The organism is Paenibacillus amylolyticus, assembly GCF_001570725.1.
Classification (GTDB): domain Bacteria; phylum Bacillota; class Bacilli; order Paenibacillales; family Paenibacillaceae; genus Paenibacillus; species Paenibacillus amylolyticus_A.
Genome location: NZ_BCNV01000001.1, coordinates 380109 through 402137, shown reverse-complemented (window position 1 = coordinate 402137; position 22029 = coordinate 380109). Strand labels below are relative to the sequence as shown.

General features: G+C 46.9%; 21 protein-coding genes. 8 read left to right on the top strand and 13 right to left on the bottom strand.

From position 1 onward, the window contains the following. Window positions 1–3: 3 nt before the first annotated feature. Window positions 4–462, top strand: a complete 459-nt coding sequence (locus PAHA3_RS01765) for a threonine/serine exporter family protein (RefSeq protein ID WP_062833190.1) — start codon at window positions 4–6, stop codon at window positions 460–462. Between the two features lie 116 nt (window positions 463–578). Here PAHA3_RS01765 and PAHA3_RS01760 read toward each other — a convergent pair whose 3' ends face one another. The 7 genes from PAHA3_RS01760 to PAHA3_RS01730 form a co-directional block, all read right to left on the bottom strand. Next, window positions 579–1130 carry a DUF2569 family protein gene (locus PAHA3_RS01760; RefSeq protein ID WP_062833189.1) on the bottom strand — a complete coding sequence of 184 codons (552 nt, stop codon included), beginning with the start codon at window positions 1128–1130 and terminating at the stop codon, window positions 579–581. Window positions 1131–1331: 201 nt separating this feature from the next. Next, a complete protein-coding gene (locus tag PAHA3_RS01755; protein WP_062833188.1) occupies window positions 1332–2465 on the bottom strand; it encodes a sensor histidine kinase in 1134 nt (377 codons plus the stop codon). 73 nt (window positions 2466–2538) lie between these two features. Continuing rightward, on the bottom strand, window positions 2539–3243 hold the full coding sequence (locus PAHA3_RS01750) for a response regulator transcription factor (RefSeq protein WP_062833187.1): 705 nt from the start codon (window positions 3241–3243) through the stop codon (window positions 2539–2541). Between the two features lie 294 nt (window positions 3244–3537). After that, window positions 3538–4005 carry a DinB family protein gene (locus PAHA3_RS01745; protein WP_235599351.1) on the bottom strand — a complete coding sequence of 156 codons (468 nt, stop codon included), beginning with the start codon at window positions 4003–4005 and terminating at the stop codon, window positions 3538–3540. Between the two features lie 175 nt (window positions 4006–4180). After that, window positions 4181–5122, bottom strand: a complete 942-nt coding sequence (locus tag PAHA3_RS01740; RefSeq protein ID WP_062833185.1) for a DUF1963 domain-containing protein — start codon at window positions 5120–5122, stop codon at window positions 4181–4183. Window positions 5123–5272: 150 nt separating this feature from the next. Further along, on the bottom strand, window positions 5273–6562 hold the full coding sequence (locus PAHA3_RS01735; RefSeq protein WP_036610695.1) for an ammonium transporter: 1290 nt from the start codon (window positions 6560–6562) through the stop codon (window positions 5273–5275). After that, window positions 6559–6978, bottom strand: a complete 420-nt coding sequence (locus PAHA3_RS01730) for a hypothetical protein (protein WP_062833184.1) — start codon at window positions 6976–6978, stop codon at window positions 6559–6561. The genes PAHA3_RS01735 and PAHA3_RS01730 overlap by 4 nt, the downstream gene beginning before the upstream one ends. A gap of 287 nt (window positions 6979–7265) precedes the next feature. On the opposite strand from PAHA3_RS01730, the gene PAHA3_RS01725 reads away from it, so the two are divergent. Further along, complete coding sequence (locus PAHA3_RS01725; RefSeq protein WP_062833183.1) at window positions 7266–7757, top strand: DinB family protein; 492 nt, start codon at window positions 7266–7268, stop codon at window positions 7755–7757. A gap of 114 nt (window positions 7758–7871) precedes the next feature. Here PAHA3_RS01725 and PAHA3_RS01720 read toward each other — a convergent pair whose 3' ends face one another. Together PAHA3_RS01720 and PAHA3_RS01715 are read right to left on the bottom strand one after the other, a co-directional pair. Then, window positions 7872–8375, bottom strand: a complete 504-nt coding sequence (locus PAHA3_RS01720; protein WP_062833182.1) for a GNAT family N-acetyltransferase — start codon at window positions 8373–8375, stop codon at window positions 7872–7874. 297 nt (window positions 8376–8672) lie between these two features. After that, window positions 8673–9773, bottom strand: coding sequence for a peptidoglycan DD-metalloendopeptidase family protein (locus PAHA3_RS01715; protein WP_062833181.1), 1101 nt, complete (start codon window positions 9771–9773; stop codon window positions 8673–8675). 221 nt (window positions 9774–9994) lie between these two features. Between PAHA3_RS01715 and PAHA3_RS01710 the strand changes: the two genes are divergently transcribed. From PAHA3_RS01710 to thrS, 3 genes are all read left to right on the top strand, one after another. Further along, window positions 9995–10756: a response regulator transcription factor gene (locus PAHA3_RS01710; RefSeq protein ID WP_062833180.1), complete on the top strand. Its 762-nt coding sequence runs from the start codon at window positions 9995–9997 to the stop codon at window positions 10754–10756. Continuing rightward, a complete protein-coding gene (locus PAHA3_RS01705) occupies window positions 10753–12513 on the top strand; it encodes a sensor histidine kinase (protein ID WP_082762691.1) in 1761 nt (586 codons plus the stop codon). Before PAHA3_RS01710 ends, PAHA3_RS01705 begins: the two co-directional genes overlap by 4 nt. A 471-nt stretch (window positions 12514–12984) precedes the next feature. Beyond that, on the top strand, window positions 12985–14985 hold the full coding sequence (gene thrS, locus PAHA3_RS01700) for a threonine--tRNA ligase (protein ID WP_235599350.1): 2001 nt from the start codon (window positions 12985–12987) through the stop codon (window positions 14983–14985). A 42-nt stretch (window positions 14986–15027) separates the two neighbouring features. On the opposite strand, the gene PAHA3_RS01695 is transcribed toward thrS, so the two are convergent. Then, the gene (locus tag PAHA3_RS01695; RefSeq protein WP_062833178.1) at window positions 15028–15891 is read right to left on the bottom strand and encodes an SDR family oxidoreductase; all 864 of its coding nucleotides are present in this window, start codon (window positions 15889–15891) and stop codon (window positions 15028–15030) included. A 103-nt stretch (window positions 15892–15994) separates the two neighbouring features. Here PAHA3_RS01695 and PAHA3_RS01690 point away from each other — a divergent pair, with 103 nt between their 5' ends. Beyond that, window positions 15995–16537, top strand: coding sequence for a hypothetical protein (locus tag PAHA3_RS01690; protein WP_062833177.1), 543 nt, complete (start codon window positions 15995–15997; stop codon window positions 16535–16537). A gap of 56 nt (window positions 16538–16593) precedes the next feature. After that, the gene (locus PAHA3_RS01685; protein ID WP_062833176.1) at window positions 16594–17325 is read left to right on the top strand and encodes an MBL fold metallo-hydrolase; all 732 of its coding nucleotides are present in this window, start codon (window positions 16594–16596) and stop codon (window positions 17323–17325) included. A gap of 624 nt (window positions 17326–17949) precedes the next feature. Here PAHA3_RS01685 and PAHA3_RS01680 read toward each other — a convergent pair. Continuing rightward, complete coding sequence (locus tag PAHA3_RS01680; RefSeq protein WP_062833175.1) at window positions 17950–19164, bottom strand: PQQ-dependent sugar dehydrogenase; 1215 nt, start codon at window positions 19162–19164, stop codon at window positions 17950–17952. Window positions 19165–19382: 218 nt separating this feature from the next. Here PAHA3_RS01680 and PAHA3_RS01675 point away from each other — a divergent pair, with 218 nt between their 5' ends. Further along, on the top strand, window positions 19383–20471 hold the full coding sequence (locus tag PAHA3_RS01675) for a M24 family metallopeptidase (protein WP_062833174.1): 1089 nt from the start codon (window positions 19383–19385) through the stop codon (window positions 20469–20471). Window positions 20472–20620: 149 nt separating this feature from the next. Here PAHA3_RS01675 and PAHA3_RS01670 read toward each other — a convergent pair whose 3' ends face one another. Both PAHA3_RS01670 and PAHA3_RS01665 read right to left on the bottom strand, forming a co-directional pair. After that, a complete protein-coding gene (locus PAHA3_RS01670) occupies window positions 20621–20974 on the bottom strand; it encodes a hypothetical protein (RefSeq protein WP_062833173.1) in 354 nt (117 codons plus the stop codon). 210 nt (window positions 20975–21184) lie between these two features. Continuing rightward, window positions 21185–21868, bottom strand: coding sequence for a queuosine precursor transporter (locus PAHA3_RS01665; RefSeq protein WP_062833172.1), 684 nt, complete (start codon window positions 21866–21868; stop codon window positions 21185–21187). Between the last annotated feature and the right edge of the window lie 161 nt (window positions 21869–22029).

The following is a 22029-nucleotide window of genomic DNA, read 5'->3' as shown; positions in this document are numbered from 1 at the left end:
GATATGCTCCATTTTATTGAACAAGCCTTAACCAGTTTTGTCGCTTCAGCCGCGTTCGGTATCATCTTCAACGCACCAAGGCGTATGCTGCTCCACGGTGGATTCGTCGGCATGATCGGCTGGATGATCTATATCGTGCTCGAATATGCAGCGGATGCGGTTCCTGCTACACTTGCAGCGACCATAGCCGTAGGTGTCATCAGCCAAGTATTCTCTCGCATGTTTCGTGCCCCCGTTATCATCTTCAGCGTCGCAGGCATCATTCCTCTGGTTCCTGGTGGACTGGCGTATAATGCGATGCGAAGCTTTGTGCAAAATGATTACGGTGCAGCCATGGAGATGGCCGCCAAGGCACTCATGTTATCCGGTGCTATTGCCGTAGGCCTTGTGCTGTCCGAGGTATTGAACCAGATGATACGCCGAATTCCTGAATCACTACGGACAAAACCATCATCCAAATGAACCTTCCAAATATATCCCCTACCTTGGTTGCAAAATAGCCCACGGTATACAAGCTTAGCGCTTTGTATGCCATGGGCCTTTTCGTTTAGGTTCTACCGTGTCACTAGCGAAGCCAGTTACTTCACAAACGTATTCTTCACCCGAATCGACTTCAAGAAGTACGGAATGAAGATACAGCACACCAGAATAGATCGTACGATCAAATGAAAAGCCGGAGTTGCATCCAGCACATGCTGTTCTCTTGGGATCTCATTTCGCGCAATCAGAATCCAGGTTACGATGCTTATAATCACATTCATCATGTACATCACCATCATCATGCGTGGAAACTGTCTCTTCCGTTTATATAAAAGAACGAGATTCACGATAACGATCATCAATAGAATGCTGCTGCTTATGAAGCCAAACCACAGGAGTGGACGGATCATCTCCGCGTAGATCTGAGGATCGACACCACGGCCTTCTTCCCATCTGGCAGGGTCCATGACGACATTCACCTGCGATACATCCGAGATGAGAAACACCAGCGCAAGCCAAAGACTGATCTGGATTAAAATAAGCCATCCACCCAATCCGGAGATACCAGGCCGTTCCGGTCTGATCCCGGTTTTGGGTTGCAGCGAGTTCATATCCATATCTGAATCCGAGTTACTATATTTACGGCCCATTTCATCCTCCTTTTACACTAGATAAAAAAACATATTATACTTTCAAATCTAGAATATATGTTATTCAATATAAGGAAAGAAGCGTCTGGCCTATGATCGCCCTCGCTTAGACGTCTATTGCATCGCGCGTTTCATTACCGTTGCGAACAATTCCGCTACAACACCACTTCCTGAGGTAGAATACCGAATATTTCTTAATTATTACTCCTCTGAATAATGACTTGTCGGAGCAACAATCACAGGGAATCGGGTAACAAAATCCGTTCTGCCGTTTTCACTGTAGGCAACGATACTTCCTCGATGCAATTCAATCATCGATTTGGCAATTGCCAGACCAAGACCAGTGCCACCCGTATCCCGGGAACGGGATTTATCCACACGATAGAATCGATCAAATAGATGCGGCAGATCCTGTGCCGGAATCGGTTCGCCATAATTACTAATGCGAGCGACCGCCTCTTCACCTTCAAGGGCCAGCCCAATCTCCATTAGTTTGCCTTGCGAACCATACCGGATGGCATTGCTGAACAGATTCTCATACGCTCGTACAAGCTCCCCTGGAGCCGCCTGAATCCATAGTGGTTCTTGCCCACCGATGATCTTATACTCCATACCCGCTTCCTCCAACATGGGAGCAAACTCTTCAGCCATTTGCATCAGAAACGAATTCAAATTCAACGCTTGTAAAGACAACGGAAGGCTCCCACCACTTACACGCGTATATTCGAACAAGTCATCAATCAGCTTGCGAAGAGTCAGGGATTTCTCATAGGCAATGCTAACATAATAGCGCATCTCAATCTCATCTTGGTACCGATCCTTCTCGATGTACTCCAGAAAACCCAAAATAGAAGTGAGCGGTGTTCTCAGATCATGAGATATGCCGGTAATCAGATCATTTTTGGCAGCGACCGCATTACGCTCTTCCTGAAGCGACAACTGCAATTGTTCAGCCATCTGATTAATGCTTGCAGCAACCACTCCAAATTCATCCGAGGTCTTCACCTCGATACGATGGGATAGCTCTCCTTTGGCAACTTCCTGAATTCCTGCCGTAATTTCATCCAGAACCCGCATCACCTTGCGAGAGAACAGGAAAAAAAACAGTACAAAACCGAGCACGCCTACCACAATCATCAAAGGCACCGAACCGATATTATTTACCAACCACCTGATCCCTTGGGCCGGTATTGAATAATGCGGATACGTCTGAGCTTCGAGGATAGTCTGTCCCACCTGACTGCCCCCGTACAAAATAACTGCAGTTAATATGCCGCTCAGCAGAAATGCATAGATAAATTTCCATCGGACTGTATTAATCAACTTAGCATTCATTGTAGAAACTCCCTGCCTGTGTTGTTCATGTCACATGAAATCCTAACGAGTATGCATGCATGAAGATTCATGCTCATTGCGGTTTGATCATCTTGTAGCCCACACCCCATACCGTCTGAATGAACTTGGGATGTTTGCTGTCGAGTTCAATCTTCTCACGAATCTTGCGAATATGCACCATAACGGTATTGTTCGACTCCATGAATTCTTCTTTCCAGACTTGACGATAGATCTGTTCCATACTGAGTACTGAACCTTGGTGACGAGCCAGTAATTCGAGAACAGCAAATTCACGCGGAGTCAGACGAACCGGTTGCTCATCTACCCAAACTTCATGTGTATCGGTATTAATGACCAGATCATCAATAACCCACTCGTGCTCTTTATTCTCCCGCCCTTCATTGAAGGTATGATACCTGCGCAGCTGGGATTTCGCCCGTGCGACAAGTTCAAGCGGGTTAAACGGCTTGGTCACGTAATCATCAGCACCGATGCTTAGCCCTGTGATTTTATCCATATCCATACTTTTGGCGGACAGCATGATAATCGGCATTTTCTGCTCTTCCCGAATTTTCATACAAGCTTCAATTCCGTCCATATTCGGCATCATGACATCCAGAATAATGAGATCAATCGGTTCTTTCTTCAATTGTTCCAACGCTTCAAGACCATCATTCGCAGTGAGGATCCGATAACCCTCGTTGCCAAAATAGATTTCCATCAGTTTAATAATCTCCTGCTCGTCATCCACAAGCAGAATGGTTGCTGGCTGGGCCACGGCATTATTCCTCTCTCTTCCACAATTCCTTACCTGCTCAAATTATACCACCGAGGTATACGTCTGCGAAAATATCCTGATCCTCAAGCACACGTTCAAACTTGATCATCATCCCATGTATCTCTTTTGGCCTCATCTGCTGAATTCATACCACAGAAGACACTGGAATTCTCCGATGTTTTAAGTATAGCTTGTAGTATTGTTGGACTGAAAACCGTTCTTTTTGAACACGTACTTATATGTATTCTATCCGTTCTTATCATTATCGTATGTCTCGTATTGAATAATACCTTTCTATTTAAAAAGCACTGATTTGGGCTCCTTGCCCGTCAGGGTTAGCATCGTATACAATTGTCCCCTATGATGATACACATGTCCCATAATCTCAAGCAACCACTCCAGCCGACTATAGGAAGCTCCCCAGTACGAGTCTGTCACATGCAGTAATTCTTCGGTGTTATACTGCCTGTATCTTTGGTACAGATACATCTGGTTATCAATCAAAGCCTGTTTGATCTCACCGAGCGAATTCACCTGGTTCTCCTCATAGAATAAAGCCATCTCTTCTTCCGATGCACCTTCGGAAATATAGACATCCGCTCGGCAGATCACAGACAGATGGGACAACAGTTCACCAACAGGCCGTTTGCCCTCAATTGGCGTCAGAGCCAAATCTTCTTCAGACAGCTGATCACATATATCAATTAACGATGTTACTGCCACATCAATATGTTTGAACGCAGATTGAATCAACAGATACACTTCCTTTTCGTCCCATTATACAGAACATATGATCGGTTATCAACCAAGATATCCCTCCTTAATATATAAACAAACTACACACCAAATCTAACAATTTACGAACAAAAAAGTCCTTCCTCCTTCATATAGACGGGATTCAGGACATTTTGTTGCCTATTTAATTTCAAATCTTCGCTCAACTTGAGTATAACGAACAATACGTTTGCTCGAATCGTCCAGCCTCCAAGTCAGATTTACGAATGAAAAATTGCAGTTCTCCGCAATCCCACCATTGGAAACCAATGGCATCATGCGTATCTATCTTCAACAGCAGCAGTGTATCGGATAGTTCCTGCCATGTCCGATCCTCATCTCCGCCGTAATACTTGGTCAGCTTCTTCTCACATTCCTGCTCGTTATAACTGTACTCTTCTCCCAGTGCGATCTGTAACAAGGCCCGATGCTCGGCATCCGGATGCTGCCCGTCAGGATATCCAAACATCCCACCCCAATTCAGCGTACTCGGATGATTCCAGCTCGATTCGAATTCAAGGTATCGGTCATACAGATCCACTTCTGCCTCAGTCTCATCGGTCTCATGCCGCGGAGGCGAGAGCTCGTTCAGCGCGTTGGCGTCGATATATGCATATGTAGGAAATTCAAGATTAGGAAGTACGGTCACCGAATGTGCGACAAACGGGGCTCCATCCAGCGCGGTATCCCCTTCTGGCTCTCGCCTTATCAGGTTATGGGCACTTGGCTCAAAAATCACACGATGTTCAATGGGACAGGCCGATTCATCCGTACCAACGAAAAAGTATAACATTCCCCGTTCTGGCAACGTCCCGCGTCCATCATTCGGTGTATAAGGTGACAAATCCACCAGGTTCAACTGGGCTAGGAAAGTCATCGGAACTCCTTCTTGTGTTACCGGCCACGCCATGCGACTCGGCAAATCCGGATGTCCACCTACACGTGAGTTTCCTGTTCTGCGATATTCGTCTATTGTGGATACATCGAGGCGAATTCCCCAGCGACTTGAAGATAACAACAGATCGGCAGCGACTCCCAAACCATATTCCTCAAGTGTTTTACGGGCTTTTCTGGTTAGACGTTCACATTGTTCTGGCTTAATCATATAGACCCTCCCCTTTTGACAATACACCTATGCTGAGACATATTCAGGTTCACACCTGTATATTCTTCCGTCCGGACGTCTTTCCCTGCTTCTAGCAAAAAAAGAGACTGACATGCCCTGTCAGTCTACTTCCTTAATTCTATATTCCATTTAACGATTGGGATCAGAAGACTTTTCCTGGTAAGCACGCATATGCTCCTCACCATCCAGGAATTCATGGGCCTGATGGGCTGCCATCACACCATGATAGCTAATATCCAGACCCAGGTCTTCCTCTTCTTCCGTCGAACGTACAGGTACAATTTTTCCAATCAGCTTTAATCCGATCCAAGTCATGGCGAATCCCCAGATGACCAGAGCTGTAAGTCCAAGTGCCTGAACTCCCAGCAACCTCCAGCCGCCGCCCATGAATAATCCACCATCCGTGGCAAACAAACCTACAGCAATCGTTCCCCACATTCCCGATGCGGCATGCACCGGGAATGCACCGACCGGATCATCAATCTGCCGACGGTCCAGCCAGTTGGTAGCAGCCATCATCAATAAACCGGATACTGCCCCAATGAATATGGCTGCTACATCGCCAACAAAAGCACATCCTGCCGTAATTCCGACCAGTCCCGCAAGTGAACCGTTAATAACCGATGGCGCATCCGAGCGATTGAAGCGGAACAAGGTGTACAGTAACGTAACCGCACCACCCGAAGCCGCAGATAACATCGTAACAATTGCAATGTGACCGATTCTTACATCCGTCGCACTCAGCGTACTGCCGGCATTAAAGCCAAACCATCCGAACCATAGCAGAAATGCACCTACAGATGCGAGTGGCAGATTACTCGGAAGGGCAATGGCACTTACGCCAAGTGGCGTGTACTTCCCTTTACGCGGACCAATGATAATTGCAGCAGCCAGTGCCGAGAATCCCCCTAATGCATGGATGACAGCTGAACCGGCAAAGTCCTGCATTCCCAGCTGACTAAGCCAGCCGCCGCCCCATGCCCAGTGTCCACCAATCGGGTAGATGATCGCCGTCATCAATATGATATACAGGAGGTAAGCACGGAAGTTGATCCGCTCTGCCACTGCTCCTGAAACGATGGAAATAACGGCAATGGTAAAGGCAGCCTGGAACAACCAGAATGTCTCAAGAGATACCGGTACATCCAGATGCGACAAATCCCCGTTCAGGAAAAAGCCCGTTACTCCGGCAAAACCGCCAACGTCCGAACCATACATCAGTCCAAAACCGATCGCATAGAACAGCAACGTTCCGATCGTAATATCAGCAAAAACCTTCATAATAATGTTCACACTATTTTTATAACGCACAAAGCCAGCTTCAAGCAGGGCGAATCCACCCTCCATCAATAAAATCATCGCTGCACTCAGTACGACCCAGACCGTATCAATTCCGGTGCTTAACGTCTCCAAAGTCATGCTTGTACATCCTCCGTTTCACTAAGCTGTATGAGCTCACGGATTGTATCGGGCGCAAGCTCAATCTCGTCCCGCTCAATGCTGTCCGGATGCTTAATTCGTTCTGCGATCTGATCCAATTCACGTATGCGTCTACGAATTTGTTCCATCTTGCGAAAACGTTCCTTCACCTGAACCATATATTCCACCGCCTGATGATGGGATGCGGGGCGTCCCGCAAACCATTTGCGTACGGTTGACAACGATTGATAAGCGACCTCTTCCGCTCGACGCTTTTGTTCGAACTGTTCGATCTTCTGCTTGAGCGTTTGGATCTCAGTTTCTTTTTTGACCTTCAGTCGTTCGATAAGGTACAATAAATCGGACGATGATATTTGCAATGCTGTATGGTGATACACCTCATCGATTACTAACATATCATGTCAGGACTCCTCACATATCAAGTTACTTGTTACCGATTATAGTTTGCCGGGGTCTGCCCGTCAATCTTTTTTTGGATTTGACAATTATTGAAATGAACCGTTCATAGATGAACGGCTTTTTTTTATTTTGTACAAATTACATCTAACAAGGTTAATCATGCCTACGATTCGCATTCATCCATCTCATTCTTTATGCTTATAGAATAAGCATCCACATTTTGGGTAATGGACATACACAGACTATTAGCATCATAGAACCCATATAAGGAGAGGATTGCACGATGTTTACTCGCAATGACGATATACGCAACCAGATCTGGGAAAGCGTCTCGGGACTCGAAGAAGAACAACTGAACCGAAAACCTTCACCCGAACAATGGAGTATCATGCAAGTACTGCGTCATTTGAATCTGATGGAACATGTCATTGGGAAACAAGCTCGTCTTGCGCTGGAGAAGGAACAAACCGTATCTGTGGACAAAAAACCTTATGAACTAACATTGGACCGTAGCCGCTCCATTGAGGCACCGCCCCATCTTCAGCCTCCAGCAGCGCCTGAAGCACTCGCAGACGTACGCAGTGATCTGGACGAATCCCATCAAGCGCTTAACCACTTTGCATTGGACCATGAACCCGACCTGCTACGCAGCAAGTCCTTTTCTCATCCCGTATTCGGTGAGATGGATCTTACCCAATGGATTGACTTTGCAAGTTATCATGAGGAACGCCATCTGGGACAGATTCAAGGAATTAAGCATCAACTTGGTGTATAAACACAACCTCCACGTTCACATAGCGAAGAATATAGTTGAACGACAAAAAACCTCCAATCCTATAACCTAGGTTGGAGGTTTTCAGCGTTCTTATCTCACAAATAAGCACAGCACTTATATTTTTTTGCCCAAAATCGCCAAATCTCTATTCACACCATCCAGCACAGCCACTTCGGGATAATACCCCCACTGTTCAAAACCATGCTTGCGCAATAACCCCAGACTCGGTTCATTATGTCCAAAGACAAATCCGAGAATCGTCGTAATTCCAAGCGCGGGACACGCCGCAAATACAGTTTCGAGCAAACGTCCGCCAGCCCCAATCCCGCGGCATTGCTGATCCACGTATACACTAACTTCCACCGTTCCATTATACGCAGGGCGTCCATAGAACGAGCTGAGACTTGCCCAAGCTACTACCTGCCCTGCCTGCTTCATCACCCAAAGCGGACGATGATCCGGTGAATGTTCCTCAAACCACGGAACACGTTGTTCCACCGTTACCGGCTCCAAATCCGCTGTCACCACGCGGCTCTCAATGGTGGAATTATAAATTTCCACAATCCTCGGCAACTCCTCGAGGCGCGCATATTCAATCTGCACATCTTCCAGCTTCATCGCTACTCCTCCATCATTCCAGATCGTACTATTATCATAGAGGATATTATAACGGAGAAGCGAAGTTTTCGTCATCCCTAACATTCAGACAGAGAAATCTGTATATGTTTAAGTAAATATTTACACGATAACGGAGAGGACAGAACCAATCAGAAGAAGCGAAGCGTGCGCCTTTATCCCCGGATTTTCCCCTTTATATAAGGAAATCAATAAAATCTGGGGATAACAGCGATCGGAAGATGGTTCTGACCGCGTAGTGGTCCAGTGTAAATTCAATGCTTTAACTTATATATAGCATTACTCTGGAAGTCCTTGAATTGTGTTCCCACGAGTGAACTGTTGGCTCTGGTCTGCCCAGCGAATGTTAATTGAGTGAGATGTGAACAGATCCGGGCCGTCCGATACCTGGAAATGCAGATGGGCTTCACTGGAGTTCCCCGAATTACCAAGCTCTCCGATAGGGTCTCCTTGCTTGAGCTTATCCCCTTTTTTGACCGAAACACTGCCTTCCTTGATATGTCCTGTGATGCTGTATTCACCATTTCCATGGTCAATCACCACATAGTTACCCGCCGGCTCTTCCGGATTCATGACACCCGGTACATTGTCCGGAATATCGTTCTTGATTTCGACGACTGTTCCGTCCGCAGCAGCATAGAGTGGTTCACCAAAAGCATAGTAGTTTTCGTTTGCCGTTGCTTCACCTTGATAACTTGAATTATTCTGTGTTCGAACAATATCCAGGGCGTAGCGCTGGGTTTCATGCGCATAATGATAGTTGGATAACACATCATTGCCTCCCCAGAATACATACCATTCCCCCTTCATGGGGAATTGGAACTCTGTTTTGGTGAATTTGGCATCCGTGTCCTCAAAAGTTTCTAACGGCTGAATTAAGAGACCCTCAATCTGATTTTCTTCAGAAAAATACACTTGAACACCTTTCGTTCCGGTTTGATCCTTCCAGCTATGCTCGGTTATTTGATTCATTTCGGCATCTACCACTAGCTCCCAAGATTCCACACCCTCCAGAAACTGGTTAGCCGCTTCCTTGAATTGTTCCAACGTTAACGTTCCCTTCAATTCCGGAGAAAACTGACTATAGATTGCATCCTTTGAACCGTTCATCAACGTATCTATGAAATTGTCCGGTGTAACCATCGTGCTCACCTCTGAACTTGAGTTCTGCTCCTGATTAGAGTTTTCGCTCGTTTCATTATTGGACGTCTGTTCGGCTGACTGCTGCTCCGCCTCGTCGGAAGTAATGGAGTTGCTGTTGCCACAAGCAGACAATATCACACAAGCCCCAAGGGTAATCGCAAGCACCTTCCAACCTCTTCTATGCTGTAATTTCGAATGTGTATTTTGTTCTGATTTCAGTTGACCTTCTCTGTTCATTCTCAACATCCCTTCTACTAATCGTTAACCTTTCCAGTTAAGTGTACAGAATGAGTCTTATCCTTCGTCTAACCCCAACTTACGAGTAGTTAAACTCGTCTTGCCTTCTGAGACTGCATAATTAAGATTCCGTTAAGATAGCTCGTACGCTATACAGCCCTCTTGGATGGTATGATTAACAATAAACACATCGGAAGTGATCAGGAGGTCATTTTTAAACTATGGATAACGTCTCATTACTGCTTGTGGACGATGAACAGGCTATTCTGCATATGCTCAAAACCGTTCTGCTCAAAGAGCAGTTTCTCGATATTGATACCGTTACAACAGGCGAAGCTGCCATTGAGGCCTGCAACAACAAGACGTATCATTGCATCGTGCTCGACATCATGCTTCCCGGCAAAAGCGGACTGGAAATCTGTCCTTTCCTACGGCAGGTCACCGATGCGCCCATCCTGTTTCTGACGGCCAAAACAACCGATTATGATAAATTAACCGGATTCGCTGTTGGTGGCGACGATTACGTTGCCAAACCCTTTAATCCGCTCGAAGTCGTTGCTCGAATTAAATCATTACTCAAGCGTTATTTACCTTCTAAAACCGTAGCGATCTCAGACCACGTCCCATCTAACGTAAATACGTCATCTCCCAGCACATCGGAAGGTGTGTACAACTTTGGACGATTCCAGGTGCTGGAATGGGCTGGCGAGCTTCGGGTTGAAGGAGAATCCGTATCCTGTCCGGCACTCGTATTTCAATTGTTGCTCTTTTTTTGCAAGCATCCCAATCGCATTTTTACCAAATCAGATCTATACGAGCGGGTCTGGGGCTCGGAAGCCATTAGTGACGACAATACCGTGATGGTTCATATTCACCGCATTCGGGAGCGCATTGAAGCCGATCCTTCCAATCCAGTATTTCTCGTTAACGTCCGGGGTCTGGGTTACAAACTGATTCAGCCGGAACATGTGTCACGCCCATGAGTATTCGTCGCAGGTTAATGACCCGGTTTATCGGGATGCTTGCCGGAGCCGTTGTTCTTATCATCCTGCTTGGTTCTGTAGCCACTTACTGGGTCGTGCAAAAGGTAAATGAAGTGAATCTGGTCGATGATTTTGCCCTTAACGGTCTGGACCAATTGATTAATACAGCAGAGATCCTGCCGGATAACACGATCCGGTATGACCCCGAATTGCTGAAGCAAGTAGATAAATATCAAGGCTGGCTCCAAGTGCTGGATGAAAACGGCTACGCCATTGATGACTACCACACTCCCGCCGATGTCCCAACTCACTACAAACCAGGGGAATTGATTGCATACTGGGAAAATCAAAAGCCCTTCCCTTATCAGATTGTTATGCTCATCCGGGAGAAGAACGGGAAGAATTTCACTTTGTTGTATGGCGAGAGTAACCCGGCCAAGTCGCTCATGAATAATATTCGTTCGGATCTCACTCTCACCAACGGGAAGTTTAATCTTCAACCGAGCCAACAGGAAGCCTTTCGTTCTGCCAATGCCTATCTTCAAGTATTGGATGCGTCGGGACGCGAACTCTCCTCCTTTAACAAACCAGCTGTGGGTGTACCAAGCGAATACACCATTCAGGAATTGGTTTTGCAAATTCGCTATCCAAGTCGATCAGGGAAGTCTATTGCCACGTGGTACGACGAACAGAATGAAACCACTTGGCTGATTAGCATCCCTGGTGATCCAGCAGCGAGCGGTGATCAGAATCCCTACCGTTTTATTCTGGAACCGGCATTGGTCGTATTGATTGTATCGATCATCATTCTGCTCATCTTGCTTGCCTTCTGGTATGCCAACCGATTCGGCTCGCCCATGCTGCATATGCTCCAATGGTTACAGCGTCTGGAGCGAGGACATTATGAGGAACCTACCGGAGCCTTCGGAGTGCCTCGCAGTCAGCGGCGTAACGGAAAGTGGAAACGAAAATATCATGTGTATGCTGAAGTGCTTCGCTCCATGCAGGCCCTGTCCCACACGTTGAAGCAAGATGAAGAACTCCGCAAACAGACCGAATCTCTACGGGAGGAATGGATCGCCGGCATAACACATGATCTGAAGACGCCCCTATCCTCCATCCAGGGTTATGCCCATATGCTTGAGGCAGATAAATATAGCTGGACCGAGGGAGAAGTCAGGGAATTCGCAGGCATAATGCTCGATAAATCCATGTATATGGACAGGCTTGTTAATGACCTTGCCATGACTTACCGATTACGGAGTGGGGGATATCAACCTGTGACGGAGGAAACTGACGTAAATGCGTTACTTCGTGATCTGATCCAGCGCGCCGAACGGAATCCTGCATATGGCGAAGGTCGCATTCTATTCCAACCGTCCAAAATACCGGTGTATGGACTTGTTCATATTCCATCGTTTGAACGAATCGTGGATAATCTGACCGCCAATGCCCTTCTCCATAATCCGCCCGAGTCCACCCTGATCGTCAGTGTTCATTCAGGTAAACAGGCAGATGAGTTCAGCATTCAATTTGCCGATAACGGAAGAGGTATGGATCCTGAGACGGTATGGAAGTTATTTGAACGATACTATCGCGGTACAGATACAGGCACGTCGGATGTTGGATCAGGCCTGGGCATGGCGGTAACCAAAGGTTTGATCGAAGCGATGAAAGGCCGTATTGAGGTACATTCCACGCCTGGTGAAGGAACGATCATTCGCTTAATATGGGATGGCCCATCCGAAACCAATTAAAATGTTCCGCTTGACCTTTCCATTTTCAGTCTATATAATCGACACTCAATAACACCTGTTCCAATATATTGATATTGAATGCAACACATTTCAGAATAACTTTAATGAGTTGATCTAACATATTTGGCGATGACCAGAGACATGATTTCGTTTGCGTGCTGCCCAGAGAGAGAGGGGATTGGTGAAACCTTCTTCAGCGAACGGACCGGAATTACCCCTCTGCAGCCGTGACCTCGAACCTCAGCATTTCGGACGTCCTTCAGATGTTCGGCATGCTGCCAGTAGAGTCCACCGTCTGATCCCCGATAACGGATTCCAATGAGGGTTATGATGTTTTCTGTTCCGGCGGCTGGCCGAGATCAGGGCGCACCATAACCAAATTAGGGTGGAACCACGAGCCAAGCGCACTCGTCCCTTTTCCGGGACGGGTGTTTTTTGCGCTTTCATTTTAAGAAATGGAGAGTGGTTCACATGAGCAAACAAGAAAACATTAACTCAGCAAGCAACAAATCAGGTAACGAAATAAACAGCCAAGTAAATGATCTGCAACAATCCAGTCATTCCATTGAAATCCGTCTGCAAGGTAGCGCGGTACGTTCTTACGAAGCAGGCATCACTGTAGGGGCGGTCGCCTCATCCATCAGCACAAGTCTTGGAAAACAAGCCATTGGTGGTATTGTAGATGGTCAGAATGTCGATCTTGATTGGGTGCTTGAGCAAAATTGCGAACTCGTCATCGTTACTTTGGATAGCGCAGAAGGTCTGTATCGTTATCGTCACAGCGCAGCACATGTGCTCGCACAGGCGCTCAAACGCATCTACGGTGCGGATCAAGTGAAACTGGGTATCGGGCCAGTCATTGAAGATGGCTTTTATTACGATGTTGATCTGGAGCATGCTTTGTCCATCAGTGATCTGACTGCCATTGAGCGGGAAATGAACAAAATCATTCAGGAAAATGAAAAGATCAGCCGCCGGGTGGTTAGCCGGGAGGAAGCCCTTCGCATCTTTGAAGAAATCCAGGACCCGTACAAGCTTGAACTGATTCGGGATTTGCCAGAGGACGCCGAGCTTTCGATCTATGATCAAGGAGAGTTCTTCGATCTGTGTCGCGGTCCCCATCTTCCATCCACTGGTCGAATCAAAGCGTTCAAGCTGTTGAATGTCGCTGGTGCGTACTGGCGGGGTAACTCGGATAATAAGATGCTGCAACGCATCTACGGCACTGCTTTCCCGAACAAAGCCCAGTTGGATGAACATCTGCACATGCTCGAAGAAGCGAAGAAACGGGATCATCGTAAACTCGGCAAAGAGCTTGAACTATTCATGTTCTCCGAAGAAGCGCCCGGCATGCCCTTCTATCTGCCCAAAGGTATGACTGTTCGCACTGAACTGGAGCAGTTCTCCCGTGAGTTGCAATTGCAAGAAGGATATCAGGAAGTCCGGACTCCTCTTATGATGAACAATCGGCTGTGGGAGCAATCCGGCCACTGGGAGCATTACAAGGACAATATGTATTTCTCGGAAGTGGACGATGCGACTTTTGCACTGAAACCGATGAACTGTCCCGGACACATGCTGATCTTCAAAAATACACTCCATTCCTACCGCGAATTGCCGATTCGCTTGATGGAATTTGGTCAGGTTCACCGTCATGAATTCTCAGGTGCGCTGAACGGCATGATGCGTGTGCGGACATTCTGCCAGGATGATGCCCATCTCTACGTCATGCCAGAGCAGATCGAGGACGAGATCAATCAGGCGATCTCACTGATCGGACGCATGTACGATATCTTCGGATTCGAATATAAGATTGAGTTGTCCACTCGTCCGGAAGATTCCATGGGATCAGAAGAGCTGTGGGATCAGGCGGAACGTGCATTGCAAAATGTATTGGATCGTCGAGGCGTGGAATATCGCATTAACGAAGGAGACGGTGCCTTTTATGGACCGAAAATTGACTTTCATATCCTCGATGCGTTGAAGCGCAGCTGGCAGTGCGGAACAATCCAGCTTGATTTTCAAATGCCGGATAAGTTCGACCTCACTTACATTGGCGAGGATAGCCTGAAACACCGTCCGGTCGTAATCCACCGTGCCATCTATGGTTCCATCGATCGTTTCATCGGCATCCTGACTGAACATTATGCAGGCGCATTCCCACTCTGGCTCGCACCTGTGCAAGTGAAGCTGCTGCCTGTATCAGATCATTACGCAGACTATGCGCTCCAAGTACAGAGTCAGCTCCGGGCTGCGGGCATTCGGGTAGAAACAGATCTGCGCAGCGAGAAGCTCGGGTACAAAATCCGTGAAGCCCAAATGGAAAAAGTGCCTTATTCACTCGTGCTTGGTGAGAATGAGAAAAATGCCTCATCCGCCTCTGTCCGTGCATACGGTCAGGGAGATCAAGGCATCCAACCTATTCAAGCTTTTATTGAAATGATCCAACAAGCTGTGAAGGCAAAAGTCTAAAAAATTAGCGGCTCTACTCTATGGTCAATCGCTTTCGTTAAATTACAACTTCTCGTCAGGCTTTAGCCCAACCTGTTCTTCGCTCCATGTCCAGAAACGCTCAGCTGAAGCATCATCAACGGCATGTGCCTTCAGCTGCTGCTCTTTCTGTTGATAGTAGTAACGCCCGGTGATCCCTACGACTTCAGGGCTTGTGGCCAGATAGACAGCCGTTCGCGCCCCTTCTTCAGGCGATAGAAAGAATGGAAGCTTACCCACAAACGCCATAATGCGTGTGCCGAATCCGGTATTACGATCTACGCCAATACTCGTTCCCACCGCACCAGGGTGTAGACAGTTTACCGTCACAGACGTACCTGACATTTTGCCGGCCAATGCACGAGTGAATAGCACGTTAGCCAATTTGGATTGGGCGTAGCTTTTGATCGGATTATAACCTTTATGCAGATGTGGATCTTCGAAGTGAATTTTACCCGCTTTGTAAGCACCAGACGAAACGTTCACCACCCGTCCCTGCTTCGCAGCTTTCAGAGGTTCTATCAAAAGTAAGGTCAGCAGGAAATGCCCCAGATGGTTAATACCGATACTTTGTTCGAACCCGTCTGAGGTTTCCTTCCGCTTGACCATCACTACCCCCGCATTATTAACCAAAACGTCAAGGCGATCATGACGCTCGCGGAATGTGCGGGCAAATTGGCGTATGCTTTCGAGTGACCCCAGGTCACACAGCATCAACTCAATCGCAGAAGAACCGGACTGACGTACAGCTTCCTGAAGAGCCTCCTGTCCACGCTTCTCACTGCGGCATGCCATAATTACGTGATATCCTTGCCTTGCAAGTTCAATGGTGGTCGCCAACCCCATACCTGAGTTAGCTCCTGTTACTATTGCTGTCTGATTGGACATAGGTACTTCCCTTCTGAACATGAGGTTCCGAAATTAGAGGCGCGACGACGGACAATATGAGATAATGATAGGATCACATCTCGGTTTCCATGGGAGGACAAGTATGCTGACCAAAGAAGATTTTAAAAAAGTTAAAAAACAAGCCAAACTTGAAGTCGCACTACTCGAACAGGAATATCAGGATATCTTGCAGAACGTTGATTCTACGCTGTATGAAAAATACGGTATCTTGGACCAGGAAGAAACACGTGAGCTCACCCGAAAACGCAAAAACCGAAGATATGCTTCACTGGTCATCGAACTATGCGCCATTATTGAACAAATGTTACATCAACTGTACAGAGACGTATATCAGAAAAAGTTTAATTCGACCCAGCTGATGAAAACTCCTGCCTATCGTGCGCGCTCTAACATGGAGATTATTCAAGCCGAACTGAGTAAAGAATTCATTGATCTGGAATCCGAAAAAGAACACTTCGCAGAAGCCCTTAGCCAGGTGTTTCAGACGAGGAACAAACTTGTTCATGATAACTTCTCATTTGTCTCGATCGTTAAGGATGGCAGTAATGAAGAAGAAACGTTTGAAACATTACTCCATACGGTAAAAAAGTATAGAAAACACTTAAAATATAATCGCCCTGAATAACAACAATCATTGCTAAAAAAGAAAAGGAGGTGTACCGGACTGCGGTCCGGACAACCATGAGCCATCCAACAACTTCGATTACTGTACTAAATCTCCAGATTCCCACACCTTCCGGGAATAGCCCCATATTTCCCGTCATGCTTCGTGATGTAGATGGTGTTACCTTGGTGGATACCGGCATGATTGGACAATTTGCTGAACTTCAATCCGCTTTGGAACAAGAAGGCGTTCAACTCTCGGACGTCAAACGTGTGATTATTACTCATCAGGACATCGATCATATCGGTAATCTGGGCGCTCTTCTGGATGCTATTCCCGATCTGGAAATCTGGGCACATGCCGATGAGATTCCATATCTAACAGGTGAGAAACCTTTGATCAAGTTCACGCCTGAACGTCGTGCACTTCTTCCCGCGCCCGTATTGGCACTGGCAGACCAGCTGCTGTTACAACTGCCTGAAGTGAACATCAGCAGAACACTGGCGGACGGAGACTTGTTACCCCTTCAAGGCGGTACACAGGTTATTCATACACCGGGACATACCCCAGGTCATATCTGCCTGTATTTCGGTGAGCAGCAGTTCCTGCTCGCTGCCGATGAACTTCGTGTGGTTGATGATGAACTGGTTGGCCCAGCACCACCCGCGACACCGGACATGCCAGAAGCGCTACGAAGCCTGAAAAAACTGACCGACCTTAAGCTTAATAAGGTTCTCTGTTATCACGGTGGAGAGTACATGAATGATCCAGCTCAGCGTATTGCCACACTTGCAGAGAGCGCAGAATAAGTAAAGAATGCGAAGCTGTGAGTGTTTCGGGAATTACACAAGCATCCTATTAACGCTGTTTCTCTTCGTGCAGCATTGTGCGGAGTGGCTCATTCAAGATTAGGATGACACATATATTACAATCAAGGAGCTGTCCCATACGTCATGAATTTGACGGGACAGCTCCTTTGATTCATTAACCATGTACTTCTACTACTGCACTGGTGTGCGTACGGTATCTTATATTACACCACGACATGCGCACACTATCTTCTATTGCACCACGACATGTCCGCAGTAGCCTCTAACGAATCTGAGACACGCTATATGCTATATTTTGAGCATTAAGATTTTCTAACGAACCCCAGACATCTTATTTACGAGTTTCACTGGTTTTTCCGCAGGTTTCAAGTGAATTTTGGTGATATAACGTGGCTGAGGTTCGTTACATTCTTCATCGACCTCTAAACGTTCATATAAGGTATGTCAGGTTCGTTAGAAAAAGAATAAAGAGCGATTCAGGACTTAAACTCAAGTTAAGCGGCATCCGTTAGTTTTAAACTTATCTCCATTCACTACCTTATCGCGATATCAATTCGGTTCGACGCGTCCTTCAACACTGATTTATCTCACCTGACTCCCTACTTAACTCTCCGGAGTAAGCACTATCAGCTTGTCATCCCCATCTCGTGGTGATCCTCGTCCATCCCGATTGTTTGTAAGCACATATAACTTCCCGTCCTCGCCAGCACTCACATTGCGAATTCGACCCCATTCATCTTCGAAGATGGGTTCCACCTGCTCGACCTGCGTACCATCTTCCGAAAGAGTAACCTTCAACAACTGCTCTCCACGCAGATTCGCGGCAATCAGTGAACCGGCCCATGGTCCTTCTTCAACAAAAGCTACACCGGACGGAGCCCATGTGTCATTCCCACTATGTGCAAGCGGAGCCTGATATGCGCCGTTGTCATCTTCGTCTCCCTCCACCTCGGGCCAGCCATAATTCTCACCAGCCACAATCCGGTTAATCTCATCATGATTCCGCTGACCATGCTCGGTAGAATAGAGATAACCGTTGTCTGGGTTCCAGGCCAGTCCCTGTGCGTTACGGTGTCCCATACTGTACACAGGCGAATTCGGCCATGGGTTGTCTGCAGGAATCGATCCGTCGAGACCAATCCGCAATATTTTACCCCCAAGGCTATCTTCGTTCTGTGACAGTTCCGGCTCATAGCGCTCACCTGTCGTAATATAGAGCAACTTGTCCGGGCCGATCTTGATCCGCCCACCATTATGATTCGTTCCGCCTGGAATGTTACCAAGCAGCTCTTGATCTATGACCGCTTTCCCATCATTCACCTTGAGGCGTAACACCCGATTGGCAATGTCGTCGCCTTCCACCAGATAGGAGTGGTACGCATACAAGTAACCGTTCTCCTCAAAGTCCGGATCTGCTGCAAGACCCAACAGACCTCCTTCACCTTCTTCATTAAACGGGGCTGAGAATTCAATCAGTGGTTCAGGGGTTAGTTTTCCATCCTCAATGACCCGAATCGCACCTGGGCGTTCCGTTACAAACATCCGACCATCAGGCACACTCACAATCTCCCATGGTGCATTTAGTCCTTCAACCAGAACGGAAACCTGATACGGAATAACTGCCTCTCCCTGCGCTCCACTCTCGTTTCCAATCGTACTGCCATTGCCTCCATTGGCTGTCTGTCCCTGACCTGTTCCCTGCCCCTGAGACGTCTGCTCTGTTCCTCCTGTAGAGGGATCGCCTGAAGAGCATGATGCTGTCAACAGTGCCACACTTAATAATGAAGCATACAGTGGGACGGTTACTCGATTATTCATGATTACATCTCCCTTCGCATATCGTTTTTTTGTTCTCTATAGTTGTGACGCTATTATTCATTTGTAAAGCGGTTTCGCCCTGTATTACCCTTCATACCAGCCAGTTAAACCAAGAATTCAAGGGATTCCGAGGACATGAAATCACTGCAGTTTGGAATTCCATCATAATCTTTTATAATAGAAGGATAGTATGAATGGAAAGGTGGACAACTACACTTATGAATCAAAACCCTTTATCTCGTCTTGAAGCCGATCTGTCCGGGCAAGGATTGGACGCCATGCTGATCACAGATCCAAAACATATCTACTATTTAACTGGATTTGCGAGCAATCCGCATGAACGCTTCCTTGGTCTGGTACTCGCACGTGGCGAAGAACCATTATTGATCGTACCCGCCCTGGACGCAGAAGCTGCCGCTGCCGCTTCCTCGGTATCCAACATTGCCACGCACACGGATACGGATAATCCGTACGCTTTGTTTGATCGTTATCAGGGGCGCTTGGGCCGAGTTGGTCTCGAGAAAGAATACGTGACGGTCGCACGTTATGAGCAGCTGACCGCCGCTCTCGGTGCTGCCAGCTTTGAAGATGTTGGCCCCCTGCTTCGCACATTACGTGTGAAAAAAACACCAGATGAGGTAGCCCGCATTCGCCACGCCATTCATCTAATTGAAGAAACTCTTCGTCAAGGCCTCTCTCATGTTCGTGCAGGCGTAACCGAGATTGAACTTGTCGCAGAGATGGAATATCAGATGAAAAAGCTGGGTGCCGATGGCCCTTCCTTTGATACCATGGTGCTCACAGGACCCAAAACAGGTCTGCCACACGGTACACCGGGTGAACGGAAATTGCAACATGGTGACCTGTTGATGTTTGACATGGGTGTGTATGCTGGAGGGTATGCCTCGGATATCACACGTACATTCGCTTTTGGTGATATCTCACCTGAACTCAAAACCATCTATAACACTGTGCTTGCAGCGAACGAAGCTGCTATCCAAATCGTGAAACCAGGCATTACCTGCGCCGAAGTGGATCGTGCAGCACGCCAGGTCACGGAAGAAGCGGGATACGGCGAACGTTTTATGCATAGGGTAGGCCATGGATTGGGTATTGACGTGCATGAGTATCCTTCTCTCCATGGAGAGAATATGGACATCCTGAATGAAGGTACCGTATTCACGATTGAACCGGGCATCTATACCGCAGCAGGCGGCGTTCGTATCGAGGATGATGTAATTGTGACTGAGACGGGTATCGAAGTTCTGACAACATATCCAAAAGAGCTGCAAATCCTTACCGACTAATCCAATTGGATCTATGTCAAAAACAAAATCCCGCAAACCCATAATATCATGGGTTGCGGGATTTTAATTAATACGAAGCATATCCAGCATATCCTAAATTACTCCGTCTGCATTCTACCTAATCTTATTCCCTGCTCACTCATTTACCCTTAGTCGAACTCATGCGTGATATCCTGCCAAGACTCCAGCTTTGGCAGCTGTTGCTTCCCCCAGTAATCCAGAAACCATTGAATAATCCCAGTTGTATCTGTTGTGCTGCAGCTGTAATGCCGGAAACCGTCCTCGCCTTCCTGCAAACGAATCTCCGCCACCATTTGCCCTGGTTCCTCAAGCGCAGCAGCCTGCATATACATACTTCCCTCCACCAGCTCCGAAGGTTTAAGTACTACGTATTCATGCAATTCCAGATTGGAGATCAACTCCACCAATAACGAGGCATTAATGCTATCATTCTCGTAGGTTGTGCCATTGCTTTCCAGTGTATAACGCAGTGTAGAATACATGTGCGATTCCCCTTTGGTTGAAGTCATTGTTGGCTAATAATAAATGATACACGCTCATAAACGACAGGTCGTTTATATTATAACTTTTTCATAAAAATGTAAAAAGGATTTTTCTTGTTTCGGGTCTTTTCTATGAAAAAACCCTTGCAGAGTCCGAAGTACAATGGACTGTGCACAGGGTAATTTTAAGTGATACTCTTTGAATATTGTCTAAGCTTCATCCTTAAACTTAAAGCTGCGTGCGGCATACAGAAACGGTGTTCCAACCGCAGTTAATACAAATTTGATAATATACGTCGTCAGGAAGATCTCCAGCCAAACATCCCAAGGATAGATAAACGCAAACGCGATTGTGCAGAACACCAGTGTATCCACGAATGAACTGATGATCGAACTGCCGTTGGTGCGAATCCACAACTGATTGCGCCCTGGAGCCACCTTGCGTAACCAGGAGTACAATCGTACATCCAGGAACTGACTGATGAAGTACGCCGTTAGACTTCCGAGTGCCAGACGTGGCAGCAGACCAAACAATGTTTTCATCGAATCCTGTGCAAAGTCCGTCGGTGCCGGTTCAAAGAACAATACCATCTGCATGAGAACCGTCGTCATGATGAGCGTGAAGAATCCGAACCATACGGCTTTGCGTGCCTCACCTGGTCCATATTTCTCATTGAGCAGATCACTGGTCAGGTACATACTGACATACATCGTGTTGCCAAGCGTCAGTACGATTCCCATAATATCTATCGTTTTGGTCACCTGAATGTTGGCTATAACCGTAGCCACACCAATCCAGGCATAGAGACCTTTTTTACCGAACAAGCGGTAACACAGCAGGAAAAATCCATAAGTTACGAGAACAAAAACTGCTCCCCACCCTAAGTTAAACATAAATACATACACTGCCTTCCTAGTTTTGATTACGCGGGATGGTTACGAACCGCGGTTTGGCTCAGGGCCAAAACATGAATACTCTATCACATTTCTCGTCCCTTGAACAGCACTAAATAACCCCAAGTCTATCTAAGTGACTAGAAGTCTCTTCTATATAA